We start from the raw sequence: 13,241 nt of genomic DNA on the forward strand, positions 1-13,241 counted from the left end.
AACCACTATTATTGAATTTCTGCCCCGTTCCCGGGGCTGCTGATAGCTTATCTCGCCCGTGCATGCCAGCCGTCACGGTTTGCCGGAACCACCGCCGCATTCTCCGGTCGCATCCTTAGCGCCATGCCGCCCGCGACGCCGACGCCCAGGACGTACATCCATCCCTCGTGGAAATCGAACAGGTGTGAATTGAACAGCGAGGTGAAGATGTTTTGCACCACCACCAGCAATCCGATCCAGGGCACTACGCCGTCGCCGCGAAACAGCAGCAAATGGGACAGCCACATCGCATACAGCACCACGACCCCGACCGTGCCCCACTGCACCGCGACGTTCAGCGTCTGATTGTGCGGGTTTCCGATCACCTGGCCGCCGGCAAGAACCTTGGGGCCGGTCGCGGCGTGCTCAAAAAGCCCGCGTGTCGAACCGGTGCCGTGTCCAACAATCGGCGCCCCGGCAAAGAACCGCAGCGATTTTTGCCAGAACTCCAGCCGCAGCCCGATCGACGTCGGCTGATCGCGCTCCTTGTAAATCGCGTAATCCCGGGAGAACCTCTCGGTCGTTGAGCGCAATTGAGGCGACATCGCCCAGGCCGACGCCGCCAGTACGACTGCTATGCACAATAGGATGACATTGCTCCGCCATGTCAGGTGGAGCGCCGCAACCACGGCCAGCATGATCGGCATGGTAACCAGCGCCGTCCGCGACACGGTGACGAACATCATGTTGAGGACGAACCCCAATGCCAGCGCAACCAGCGCTGCCGCGAGCCAGATTCTCCCTGCCCGCAGCAAGTTGGCGATTGGATAGGCCAGCGCCACGGCGCACAATGCGAATTCCTGGCTTTGGTCGATGTAATTTTTGACAAAGATCCCGCGCGACGCATCCGCCGCCGGCTTGAGCGTCAAGTCCGGCTCGAACGCGACGATCCAGGATATTGCCATCAACACCGCGCACGACACCAGAAACGCCGTGAACACCCACATCCCCCGCGCCGAGCGCTGGAAATGATAGAACAGCCCGGGCAGCACGAGCAGCTTTAGCGTAGGCCCGACCGCATAAAGACGCGCGGCCCAGGGCGCGTCCGACCATAAGGTGCCGACCGCGGCTAGGGCAAAAAGCGCAAGCGGCAGTGCGCAAGCGGGACGCTTCAGCGACTGAAAGTAGACCCGGTAGTCGAGCATCCAGGCTGCGGCCGCCAGCCAGAGAAGCACGAAAATCGCGGTAAGCGAGGTCGACCACGGAAGCGCCAGTGCGGTCAGCACAGCGAAAATATCCGCCGTGGTTACCGCGATCGCCGGATCGCGCCAGCCCGGCAGTGCCGGGCTCGCGAGCGAGCGTGCGGCCTTCGCATTCATGCCCCGCCCTCACGCGCCCGCTGGACCAGCGAGGTCGTGCTGAAGCCGGGCAAGACCTCGATCAGCAGCACTTCGCCGCCGCTCGCCTCAACCACCTCATGGCCGACAACCTGATCGCGGGCATAGTCGCCGCCCTTCACCAACACGCTCGGCTTGATCCGCCCGATCAATTCGATCGGCGTGTCTTCTTCAAAGACGACGACGAGATCGACCGCCTCCAGCGCCGCCAGCACTTCGGCCCGCGCACGCTCGTCCTGCACCGGGCGCCCCTCGCCCTTGAGTCGCCTCACCGAGGCATCGCTGTTGAGGCCGACGATCAGCCGGTCGCAGGCGCCTCGCGCCGCGGTCAAAACCTTGACGTGACCGGGATGCAGAATGTCGAAACAGCCGTTGGTGAATCCGACTCTCAAGCCCTGCTTGCGCCAATCCGCAAGATGGGCGTCGAGATCGCCTGGGGCAAGAACGATCTTTTCCTCCGCTGCGAGGAAGGCATGCGGCAAAATTTTTCGCCGCAATTCCGCTGATGTGACAACGGCCGTGCCTTTCTTGCTGACCGCGACCGCCGCCGCCGCATTCGCGACGCGCAACGCGGTTTCCCAATCGGCGCCGGCCGCGAGCGCCACGGCGACCACCGCCGCGGCCGTATCGCCGGCCCCGGAGACATCGCGCACCTTGACCGGATGCCCCGGCACCTGAATGGCCTCGCCGTTGCGCGGCACCAGGATCATGCCGTGTTCGCTTAGCGTCACCAGCATGGCCTCGCAGTCCGCGAGCAACATAGCTTCCTGCGCCGCGTCCGCGATTTCCGCCTCAGTGCCGGCGCGGCTGCGCGTTGCCTCGGCGAACTCCTTGCGATTGGGCGTCAGCAGCGTCGCGCCGCGGTAGATGGCAAAGTTGGCGCTCTTGGGATCGACGATGACGCGTTTGCCGAGTTTTCGCGCGGCGTCGATGACGTAGCGGATCACCCGCGCGGTCAACACGCCCTTGGCATAATCGGACAGCAATACGATATCCGCGCGGGAAAGCAGCGGCAGGATCGCATCGATCAGCTTCTGCTCGATATCAGCGGAAGCGGGCGACGCCTTTTCCCAATCGGCGCGCAGCATATGCGTCGAGAAATGCTCGGAGACGAACCGCACCTTTCGCGTCGTTGGCCGCGCCGGATCTGAAATCAGCACACTTTCGATCAGGCTTTGCTGCGCCAGCGCGGCCTTCAGCGTTTTTCCCGCGTCGTCCTCGCCGATCAGCCCGACGAAGATGCAGCGCGCACCGAGCGATGCGATGTTGCGCGCGACATTGCCGGAACCGCCGATATTGGTCTCGGAACGCTGCACTGCGATGACCGGCGCCGGCGCTTCCGGCGAGATGCGCGAGACCTCGCCATAGACGAATTCGTCGAGCATCAGGTCGCCGATGCATAGCACCGTCTGGCGGACCATCGCATTCGACAATGCTTCAAAATCGAACATCAGAACCGGCTATCTCTTGTACGGTCAGCGAAAACGATCGGGCTGGTCGAGGAACCCCTTGACGTAAGTTTCGACGGAATTTTCCAGCGGTGTGAAGCCGCCATTATAGCCGGCGCGCTGCAGCCGATCGACGTCGCTTTGGGTGAAGTACTGGTAGCTGCCGCGAATAGCCTCAGGCATATCGACATATTCGATGTCGGGTTTTGCAGCGAGCGCCGCATAGGCCGCCAGTATCAAGTCCCGGAAACTGCGCGCGGTGCCGGTTCCGACGTTGAACAGGCCGCTGACCGATGGTGTAGCCAGCAGCCACATCACGACCCGCACCGCATCGTCGACATAGATGAAATCGCGCCGCTGGTCGCCATCGGCGATCCCTTCACGATGCGACTTGAACAACTGCACCGGGCGCCTCGCCTTGACGTCGTCGAAACGCCGCGCCAGCACGCTCATCATCGCGCCCTTGTGATATTCGTTGGGGCCGAACACGTTGAAAAACTTCAGGCCCGCCCATTGCGGCGGCAGTTTTTCACCTCTGGCCGCACGTTCGGCGACGGCTATGTCGAACAGATGCTTGCTCCAGCCGTATAGATTCATCGGCCGCAGCGTCTTCAGCGCATCGATGGATTGGTCGTCGGAAAATCCCTGCGCGCCATCGCCATAGGTCGCCGCCGACGAGGCGTAGATGAAAGGCGTTGCACTGGCGGTGCACCAGTCGAGCAGCCGCATCGACAGGCGAAAATTCGTCTCGATCACCAGATCGGCGTCGGTCGCCGTCGTCTCCGAGATCGCCCCGAGATGGATGACGGCGTCGAGCCGGCGGCCCTTCAGCCAATCCATCAGTTCGGCGGGCGGCACGATGTCGGCAAGCTGCCGCTTGGCCAGATTGCGCCATTTGCCGTCATGACCGAGCACGTCGCAGACCGCCACGTCGCTACGACCCGCATCATTCAGCGCGGCCACGACATTCGATCCGATAAAACCGGCGCCCCCGCTCACCAGCAACATGACATCCCTGCCCTTGATCAAGCGCCGCCAGCTTTGCCCCAGTCCCGCCCGGCAGGCAACTTGGACGGACCGGTTAGGTGAAGGACCCGAAACGCATTTTCGCGCCGACGGAGTGACTTTACCTCCCTGCGTGGAGCAGATACCGACAAGGCCAAATCCAGGGCAGCAAACTCGACTCAAAATATGAATTCGAATTCGTTATATCAGGGTATAGTGGAGGACGCGGGCGACACCCGCCCGATCCTGATCGTACCCTATATGTGGATTGGCGACTTTGTGCGGGGCCATACGGTGGTGAGGGTCCTCAAGCAGCGCTGGCCGAACCGTCCGGTCGATCTGCTGACCACGTCCCTGTGCGCCCCGCTGGCCGATTACATGCCCGGCGTCCGCGCCGGGATCGTCTGGGACCTCCCCCGCGGCCGGCTGGCGCTCGCCAGGCAGCGGGGCTTGGCGGCGCACTTGCGGGAGCGGAACTACGGCACCGCGCTGGTCCTGCCGGGCACCTGGAAGTCCGCCATCGCACCTGCTTTGGCTGGTATCCCGGAACGGGTGGGATTTTTCGGCGAAGTCCGGTTCGGCCTGCTCAACCGCTTGCGCTGGGGCGAAAGGACCCTGCCCCGCTTCATCGACAAGAATGCGTCGCTGGCGCTGCCGGATGGCGCCCCATTGCCGGCGGAATGGCCGGTGCCGCAATTGCGAGTGCCAGCGGAAGATATCAGCCGCTGGCGGCAGGCCAACGCGCTCGGAACCAACCCTGCGGTGGCGCTTGCGCCGGGATCGGTCGGCGCCTCCAAGCGCTGGCCCTATTATGCGCAGGCCGCGCGCCTTCTGACGGAACGGGGTTTTGGTGTCTGGGTGGTCGGCGGCCCCGGTGAAAAGGCTTTTGCCGCCGAAATCGTCGCCGCCGGCGGACCCGCCGTCCGCGACCTCACCGGCACCGACCTGCGCAACGGCATTCTGGCGATGGCCGCGGCCGGCGTGGCGATTTCCAACGATTCCGGCCTGATGCATATCGCGGCCGCCATCGGCACGCCGACCATGGGTATTTTTGGCCCCACCAGTCCTTATCTCTGGGCACCCCTGAATGGTCTTGCGGCGACGGTTCAAACCAGGACACCGCCGCCTTGCGAGCCTTGTCAGCGGACGATTTGCACCATGAACGACCACGCCTGCATGCGGACCATTGCTGCGTCCGACGTGGCTGCCATCGCAGAGCAGGTGCTGGCCGGTACGGCAGCCGGCGTTGGCCATTAACATCGCCGCGGCGTCCCGCTTGCACAGCGGTGTTGCGGTCATTACCAAAGCTGCATCTTGCAACTCCCATGGTGTATTTTGAGCAAGGATTCAAAAGACCTGATCGCAGCCCACCTTGAAGGCTCGCTCGCAGCACTGCAGCGCGCGACGAGCGATGCGGCGTTTCTCGATGTCGCGCGCAAAACCGCGGCTGTTATCATCGCGGCCCTTCGTTCCGGCAACAAACTGCTGATCATCGGCAATGGCGGCAGCGCCGCCGATGCCCAGCATATCGCGGCCGAAATCATCGGCCGCTACAAGCAGGACCGGCCCGGATACTCCGCGCTTGCGCTGACCACCGACACGTCGGCGCTGACCTCCATCGCCAACGATTACGGTTTCGAGCAGGTCTTCGCGCACCAGGTCGAGGGCCTGGGCCAACGCGGCGACGTGTTGATGGCGTTATCCACCTCCGGCAAATCGCCGAATATTCTGGCGGCGCTTCGCCTGGCGCGCGAGCGTGGGCTTGTCACCGTGGGGTTCACCGGCATCAAGGGCGAGAATTTGCACGCGCTATGCGATTACCTGCTGGTCGCACCCAGCGCCGATACGCCGGTGGTCCAGCAAATCCATCTCGCCGTAGCGCATGGCATCTGCGACGAGATCGAGCAGACAATGATGCGCGAGCCTTCGAAAAAATGAGCGGCGCGCCAAAACCCGCCGCCTTCCTCGACCGCGACGGCGTCCTCAATTACGACGACGGCTTTATGGGCACGCAGGACCGGATTCGCTGGATGCCGAATGCGGCGAAGGCGATCCGACGGTTGAACGATGCCGGATATTTTGTCTTCCTGTTCACCAACCAATCCGGCGTCGCGCGCGGCTTCTTCACCGAAGATCACCTGCGCGTGCTGCATGACTGGATGCTTGCCGAACTCACGGTGCAAGGCGCTCACATCGACGATATCCGCTACTGCCCGCATCATCCCGACGGCACGGTCGCGGGCTATCTGCAAGACCATCATTGGCGCAAGCCGGCCCCCGGCATGATCCTCGATCTGATGCAACACTGGCCGGTGCGTCGCGACGGCAGTTTTGTCATCGGCGACCGGGAAACGGACATCGAGGCGGCGCAAGCTGCGGGCTTGCCGGGGTTCTTGTTTGCCGGCGGCGATCTCGATGCGTTTGTCGCCAACGTGATGGGTCAGAGCAGCGTGCGATAAACCTCGGCGATGTTGTTTGCCTCCGCGTCCAGGCTGAACTTTTCAACGACGCGCGCTCTCGCCCGCGCGCCCATCGCCGCCGCGGAAGTCGAATCGCGCAACAACGGTTCCAGCGCCGCCACCAGCGCATCGACATCGCCCGGCGGCGTCAGCACGCCAGTGACGGCGTCCTCGACGAGGAGCTCGGCAGCACCTGCGCGCGACGCCACCAGCGCCGCGCCTGACGACATCGCCTCGAGCAGTGTCAGGCCAAAACCCTCGTTGCGCGAGGTGAAGGCGTAGATCGTCAGCCGCCGGTACCAACGCGGTAGTTCCTCGATCGGCAACTCGCCGGTTATGACGACACGCGAAGTCAGGCCGGCGGCCTCGATCCGCTTTTTCAGGCCGTTGGCGAATGCGGCCTGCTCGCCGGTGATGGCGCCGACGATCACCGCGCTAAAATCCGGATAGCGAGGCAGCAGCCGGCACATCGCGTCTACGAACACATCGCATCCTTTTTGCGCGCGGACGCGGCCGAAGCAGCCGATCGCATAGCGTCCCGGCAACCCGGCTTCGGCGAACGCTGCCGCGCGATCCTCAGGCGGCGCGTAACGGTCGGTATCGATGCCATGCGGAACGATGGTGGCTTCCCGCTTGAGATACGACGCCGAGAGGTCGCTGGTGGCGATGACGGCGTCCATCCGGCGGATCAGCCACCGCGTAAGCCAGCTATGGCGCCGCTGCGCCGCCGAGGTGAACACCAGTTTTAAGGGCCAGCCGAGTGCTTTCAATAGCACGCCGACGATCATCTCGTTGTTGCGCCGCGCGTGCCAGATCAACGGCGTGCGGCGGCGCCAACATTTCAAAAGGTCCGCGGCGTCCATGCGCGCGATGCCATCCGGTGCATCCGAACCGAGCCACGCCGCGCGAAAGCGTTCTGCGAGCCTCGGCGCCACCATGCGATTGGTCGCGGTCACGCCGGAATAGCGCCTGTGCAGATTTGGCACGATCAGCTGCAATTGGCGCGCGGCTTGAGCGTCGATGGCCACCTAAAACTCCGTTTCGCGTAAGTCCCTATACGCAACATTAAGCATAGTGGCCAGTTGGCGCGCGCCGAAACCCCCTCTTCACCCTGAGCCGGATAGCCTCGTCCCGTAACCTTCAGGGATAGGTGATCTCATGACCGTGCTTGTCACCGGCGGCGCAGGCTATATCGGAAGCCACATGGTTCTGGCACTGGCGGAAGCCGGGGAAAGTGTCGTCGTGATCGACAATCTGTCGACCGGTTTTTCCACGTCGCTGCCCGAAGGCGTGCCGCTGTTCATCGGCGATGCCGGCGACGAGAACCTGGTCGAGGGCGTGATCGCGGCGCATGGCGTCGAGAGCATTGTCCACTTCGCGGGCTCGGTGGTGGTGCCGGACTCGATGCGCGATCCCCTCGCCTATTACCGCAACAACACCATGACCACGCGCAGCCTGCTCAACGCGGCGGTGAAATGCGGAGTCAACCGCTTTATCTTCTCATCGACCGCGGCCGTATACGGCGATCCGGAGCGGATGCCGGTGACGGAGGATGCGCCGACGCGGCCGTTGTCGCCCTATGGTTCATCGAAATTGATGACCGAGATCATGCTGCACGATGTCGCCGCCGCGCATGGCATGAACTATGTCGTGCTGCGCTATTTCAATGTCGCAGGCGCAGACCCGCTTGCGCGCATCGGGCTTGCCACCGCCGGCGCCACGCATTTGTTGAAGATCGCGGTCGAGGCCGCGACCGGCCAGCGCGCCAAGATCGACGTGTTCGGAACCGACTATCCGACCCCGGACGGAAGCTGCGTGCGGGATTTCATCCACGTCAGCGATCTTGCGCAGGCGCACCGCGCGGCGCTGTCATATTTGCGCAATGGCGGCGCGTCGACCACGCTGAATTGCGGCTATGGCCACGGCTACTCGGTGCTGGAAACCATCGAGGCCGTGCGCCGCGTCTCGGGACGCAATTTCGCGGTCCAGACCGCGCCGCGGCGGTCCGGCGACATCATGACCATGATCGCGGACACCAGGCGCATCGCCAGCACGCTGGACTGGACGCCGCAATATGCCGATCTCGAAACCATCGCGGCGCATGCGCTGGCCTGGGAAGAGAAGCTGTTCCACGAGCGCCATGGCGGCCTGCAGCACGCCGCCTCAGCCTAAATCTCATTCGGCGCAAGCCCCTAATTTGGCTTGAAAATCCCCTCCATTGCGGGCAACCCTGCCGCGCGGGTAATGTGGCCCGACGCCGTCCATGGAATGCGGATGACCGACCTTCCACGCAAGATCACCGACGATCCCTATGGCGCGGCGATCCTGATCCGCCGCCTGGTGATGGAACAGGGCGCGGCCTATTGGCGGCGCTATCTGCTGGCGTTTTTTCTGATGGCGGTTTCGGCGGCGGCAACGGCCGGCTCGGCCTATCTGCTCGGCGAAGTCATCAACCAGGCCTATGTCGACAAGAACGTGCGCGGCATCGCCATCCTGTCGCTGATCACGATTGCGGTGTTCACGCTCAAGGGCGCGGCGACCTATGGTCATTCCGTGATCCTGTCCCAGATCAGCAACGCCATCCTCGCCAACAACCAGCGCCGGCTGTTCTCCAAGCTGATGAATGAAAGCGTCGGTTTCTTTTCGGAACGGCATTCGTCCGAGTTTCTGGCGCGACTCACCGCCGGCGCCAATTCCGTGACGCAGGTGCTCAACCTGCTGATCAATGCAGTCGGGCGCGACGTGCTGTCGCTGATCGCGCTGGTCTGCGTGATGCTGATGCAGGACCCGTATATGGCGCTGCTCGGCTTCCTGGTGGCGCCGCCGGCGATGCTGGTGCTGCGCAAGCTGGTGAAGCGCATCAAGGGACTGGCGCATAATCAGTTCACCGGCACCGCCGATATCATGGAGACCATGCAGGAATCGCTGCAGGGCATCCGCACCGTCAAGGCGTTCACGCTGGAAGCGACCATGCGCCGGCGCATCGGCGCCAGCATCGATGCGGTCGAGCGCAACGCCAACAAGATGGCGCGCGTCTCCAACCGCGCGAGCCCGCTGATGGAGACGCTGGGCGGTTTTGCGATCGCGGCGGGATTGATGTATGGCGGCTACCGCGTGGTCGCGATGGGCGCAACGCCCGGGCAGTTCTTTTCCTTCCTGACCGCGTTCCTGCTGGCCTATGAGCCCGCAAAACGTCTGGCGCGGCTCAACATCGAACTGAACTCCAGCCTGATCGGCGCGCGAAAACTGCTGGAGATCGTCGACAGTCCCGCTACCGAGCCCGACGACGGTGACAAGCCGGCGCTCAAGCTGAGCGACGCGCGGGTCGAATTCCGCGACGTGACCTTCGCCTACCGGCCCAACGAGCCGGTGCTCAACCGCATGAGTTTCATGGCCGAGCCCGGCAAGGTCACCGCCCTTGTCGGTCCGTCCGGCGGCGGAAAATCGACGGTGCTGGCGCTGCTGCTGCGGCTCTACGAGGTCACCGAAGGCGACGTCGTGATCGACGGCCAGGCAATCTCGGGCGTGTCGCGCCGCTCGCTGCGGCAGCAGACCGCCTATGTCGGCCAGGACGTCTATCTGTTCCGCGACACCATTCGCGAGAACATCGCATTCGGCAAGGTCGGCGCGACGGAAGCCGAGATCGTCTCTGCCGCGAAGGCCGCCTGCGCACATGATTTCATCATGGGATTTCCGCTCGGCTACGATACCCCGGTCGGCGAGCACGGCACGCAACTGTCGGGCGGCCAGCGCCAGCGCGTCGCCATTGCCCGCGCACTGGTGAAGAACGCGCCGGTCATCCTGCTCGACGAGGCCACCGCCGCGCTGGATTCGGAATCTGAAAAGCAGGTGCAGGAAGCCATCGAGCACCTCTGCCAGAACCGCACCACCATCGTCATCGCCCACCGCCTGCACACCATCATGCATGCCGACGCCATTCTGGTGGTCGAAGGCGGCGAGATCGTCGAGCGCGGCCGCCATGACGATCTGCTGCGGCGCGGCGGGCGCTACGCCTCGTTCTTCCGCCTGCAGCATCGCGATGCTACTCCGCCGACGCTGGCACCGATCAGCGCAACGGCTTAAGGCATTTAACCGAACAACCGTCCCTCCCCCTCAACACCGAGAAAATTCATGAGCGCTTCGTTCGTCATTCCCGCCCCGCCGCAAGCTGCGATCGCTGTTGCCGGCGATAGCAACACTTTTCCGGTCCGCCGCATCTGGTGCGTCGGGCGCAATTATCTCGAGCACATCCGCGAGATGGGCAATGACGAGCGGGCGCCGCCGTTCTTCTTCGCCAAGCACGCCGACATGGTCGAGCCCGATGGCGCGACCATTCCCTATCCGCCGCTGACCAAGGACCTGCATCACGAGGTCGAACTGATCGTCGCGATGAAAAGCGGCGGCCTCAACATTGCGGCCGACAAGGCGCTGGATCATGTCTGGGGCTACGGCGTCGGCATCGACCTTACCCGCCGCGACCTGCAGCAGGCGTCGCGCAAGAAGGAACGGCCCTGGGAGATCGGCAAATCCTTCGACCATTCCGCGCCCTGCGGCGCATTGCAGCCGGCCTCGAAGATCGGCCACCCGGCCAAGGGCAAGATCTGGCTCTCGGTCAACGGCACCGAGCGGCAGAAGGGCGACCTCACCGAACTGATCTGGAGCGTGCCGGAAATCATCTGGCAGCTGTCGCAGCAGGTCTCGCTTGGCGCCGGCGACATCATCATGACCGGCACGCCCGCCGGTGTCGCGGCGCTCTCGCCCGGCGACAGGATCGAATGCGGCGTCGACGGCATCGGCACGCTGAAGGTGACGATCGGGAAGCCGGAGTAGACACTCTCCGTGCCCCGGACGCAGCGCAGCGCGCCGCCTCTTCGCGGCGTGGTGCGCTGCAGAGCCGGGGCCCAGCTTGCTTGCTGGAAGTAACCGGGTCCCGGTTCTGCGAAGCGGCATGAAGAATGCCGCATCGCGCCCGGGACACGTACCAATTCGCCGGTCCCCCACTGCCAAATTCGCAATCCGTTAACCATAACTCCATTAAATGAGCGGACCTGCCCTGCGCCGGAGCCGCCGCCTATGACCCCCGACTGGAACGCCGTCCGCCTCGAACTGCTTCAGATCGACGAGCCGATGCGGGCAAGTTTGCGCGAGATGCGGCCGTTTTTCGCCAAAACCCTGCCCGGCATCCTGGCGCGGTTCTACGACAAGGTGCGGCATACCGACCCGGCATCCGGCGTGTTCAAGGACGGGGTGATGCAGGAAGCCATCCGCCTGCAGCTGCAGCACTGGGACCTGATCGCCTCCGGCAATTTCGGCGCCGATTACCAGTCCTCCGCGGCGCGGTTTTGCGAACTCAATCATCGCGCCGGCGTGGCGCCGCAATGGTATGTCGGCTGCCGGCTGATGTTCATCGCCGATCAATTGATGAAAGCGGTCGAGGGCGAGGTCCAGATGCCGCGCTTCGGCAAGGCAGCTCAGGCGGCACGCGACAGGAAGGCTGCGATGCTGAACGCCATCGCCAAGGCCAACATGATGGACACCGAGACCATCGTCGCCACCTATTTCGGCTCCAACCGCCAGCTGCGCAAGGACGCCATCACGGAAGCCAGCAACCGCTTCCGCACCATCATCACCGCGCTGTCGTCAGCCTCGAGCGAGTTGGAAGGCACCGCGCGCGCGCTCAGCGACAACGCCGGCAACACCACGCGGCTCGCCACCGTGGTCGCCAACGCTTCGGAGGACGCCTCCAACAACGTCCAGTCGGTGGCCTCCGCCACCGAGGAGCTGGCGATTTCGGTGCGGGAGATTTCCCAGCAGGTTCAGGAATCCAACTCGATCGCCGCCAGCGCCGTGCGTCAGGCCGATGAAACCGATTCCCGCATCAACGCGCTGTCGCAGGCCGCCAACCGCATCGGCGACGTGATCAAGCTGATCACCTCGGTCGCCGAGCAGACCAATTTGCTGGCGCTCAACGCCACCATCGAGGCCGCGCGCGCCGGCGAAGCCGGACGCGGATTTGCCGTGGTCGCCCAGGAGGTAAAGGCGCTGGCTGCCCAGACCGCGAAAGCCACCGACGAGATCGGCATCCAGATCGCGGGCATGCAGACCGCAACCCAGGAAGCGGTCGGCTCGATCAAGATGATCTCGGCGACCATCGGCAAGATTTCCGAGATCACCACCGCGATTTCGGCGGCGATCGAAGAACAGGGCGCCGCCACGCAGGAGATTTCCGGCAACATCCAGCGCACCGCGGCCGGCACCTCGCAGGTCGCCGGCACCATCGCCGAAGTCAGCCACGGCGCCAACCAGACCGGCGCCGCCTCAAGCCAGCTGCTGTCGTCGGCAAAACAATTGTCGGACTCGACGACGAGTTTGCAGGCGGAGATCGACGGGTTCTTGAAGTCGATCGCGGCTGCGGCGTAGAGGCTCTTTCGGGAGCAGCGTAGCGCCGTTTCTTAACCTCGCCCCGCTCTTGCGGGGAGAGGTCGAAGCCGTAGCGCAGCGAAGGCTTCGGGTGAGGGGCGAGGCAGTGACTCGAACACCATGGAGGACCGTTGCAGGCCTTCCGACCCGATAGGTTTTCGATTTGGCTGCTCAGTGCCTGGCCCCTCACCCGCCGCGCATCTGACGATGCGCGTCGACCTCTCCCCGCTAAAGAGCGGGGCGAGGTTAAGAAGGCGCTTCGTCTCAAATTCCTGTTCAAATTTCAAACAGCCACACTTTCTCGTTCTCGCGGCGCAATGCGTCCGAGGTTTGCCAGTCCCTCGCGAACCCAAGCGAGGGGGGTGGAGCGGCGGGAGGCGCCAGGGCACCAGCGGGCACCCCTAGAGGCGGGATTAACGTACCCACCTCGCGCGGCAAGGCACCGCGCGCGCCCAAGGCTAGGCGCAGCGCCTCCCGGCGCTCCACCAACCAGGCCATCGACCGTTCCGGGGCCCCGGTCCGGCCAGCTCTCG

The 13,241-nt window shown here is 64.1% G+C and carries 11 protein-coding genes; 7 read left to right on the forward strand and 4 right to left on the reverse strand.

Annotation, left to right across the window (positions count from 1 at the left end; translation table 11 throughout):
- Positions 1-47: 47 nt before the first annotated feature.
- From VGP39_RS25935 to rfaD, 3 genes are read right to left on the reverse strand one after another with little or no spacing between them, the layout of a single operon-like run.
- Positions 48-1,358: an O-antigen ligase family protein gene (locus VGP39_RS25935; protein WP_327570946.1), complete on the reverse strand. Its 1,311-nt coding sequence runs from the start codon at positions 1,356-1,358 to the stop codon at positions 48-50.
- A complete protein-coding gene (gene rfaE1, locus VGP39_RS25940) occupies positions 1,355-2,827 on the reverse strand; it encodes a D-glycero-beta-D-manno-heptose-7-phosphate kinase (protein WP_327570947.1) in 1,473 nt (490 codons plus the stop codon). Before rfaE1 ends, VGP39_RS25935 begins: the two co-directional genes overlap by 4 nt.
- A 24-nt stretch (positions 2,828-2,851) precedes the next feature.
- Entirely contained in the window at positions 2,852-3,832 is a 981-nt protein-coding gene (gene rfaD / locus VGP39_RS25945) for an ADP-glyceromanno-heptose 6-epimerase (RefSeq protein ID WP_327570948.1), read from the reverse strand.
- Between the two features lie 183 nt (positions 3,833-4,015).
- Between rfaD and waaF the strand changes: the two genes are divergently transcribed.
- The 3 genes from waaF to VGP39_RS25960 all read left to right on the forward strand — a co-directional run bounded on the left by waaF (position 4,016) and on the right by VGP39_RS25960 (position 6,288).
- A complete protein-coding gene (waaF, locus tag VGP39_RS25950) occupies positions 4,016-5,086 on the forward strand; it encodes a lipopolysaccharide heptosyltransferase II (protein ID WP_327570949.1) in 1,071 nt (356 codons plus the stop codon).
- A 78-nt stretch (positions 5,087-5,164) separates the two neighbouring features.
- Positions 5,165-5,767, forward strand: coding sequence for a D-sedoheptulose 7-phosphate isomerase (locus tag VGP39_RS25955; RefSeq protein WP_327570950.1), 603 nt, complete (start codon positions 5,165-5,167; stop codon positions 5,765-5,767).
- Positions 5,764-6,288, forward strand: a complete 525-nt coding sequence (locus VGP39_RS25960) for an HAD family hydrolase (RefSeq protein ID WP_327570951.1) — start codon at positions 5,764-5,766, stop codon at positions 6,286-6,288. The genes VGP39_RS25955 and VGP39_RS25960 overlap by 4 nt, the downstream gene beginning before the upstream one ends.
- Here the strand turns inward: VGP39_RS25960 and VGP39_RS25965 are convergent.
- Entirely contained in the window at positions 6,270-7,316 is a 1,047-nt protein-coding gene (locus VGP39_RS25965) for a glycosyltransferase family 4 protein (RefSeq protein ID WP_327570952.1), read from the reverse strand. The genes VGP39_RS25960 and VGP39_RS25965 overlap by 19 nt on opposite strands.
- Positions 7,317-7,446: 130 nt before the next feature.
- Between VGP39_RS25965 and galE the strand changes: the two genes are divergently transcribed.
- The 4 genes from galE (at position 7,447) to VGP39_RS25985 (ending at position 12,708) form a co-directional block, all read left to right on the forward strand.
- Complete coding sequence (gene galE, locus VGP39_RS25970) at positions 7,447-8,460, forward strand: UDP-glucose 4-epimerase GalE (protein WP_327570953.1); 1,014 nt, start codon at positions 7,447-7,449, stop codon at positions 8,458-8,460.
- A gap of 102 nt (positions 8,461-8,562) precedes the next feature.
- Complete coding sequence (locus VGP39_RS25975) at positions 8,563-10,371, forward strand: ABC transporter ATP-binding protein (protein ID WP_327570954.1); 1,809 nt, start codon at positions 8,563-8,565, stop codon at positions 10,369-10,371.
- Positions 10,372-10,419: 48 nt separating this feature from the next.
- On the forward strand, positions 10,420-11,118 hold the full coding sequence (locus VGP39_RS25980; protein WP_327570955.1) for a fumarylacetoacetate hydrolase family protein: 699 nt from the start codon (positions 10,420-10,422) through the stop codon (positions 11,116-11,118).
- 243 nt (positions 11,119-11,361) lie between these two features.
- On the forward strand, positions 11,362-12,708 hold the full coding sequence (locus tag VGP39_RS25985) for a globin-coupled sensor protein (RefSeq protein WP_327570956.1): 1,347 nt from the start codon (positions 11,362-11,364) through the stop codon (positions 12,706-12,708).
- The last annotated feature ends 533 nt before the right edge of the window (positions 12,709-13,241 follow it).

Source organism: Bradyrhizobium sp., assembly GCF_036009065.1.
Taxonomy (GTDB): domain Bacteria; phylum Pseudomonadota; class Alphaproteobacteria; order Rhizobiales; family Xanthobacteraceae; genus Bradyrhizobium.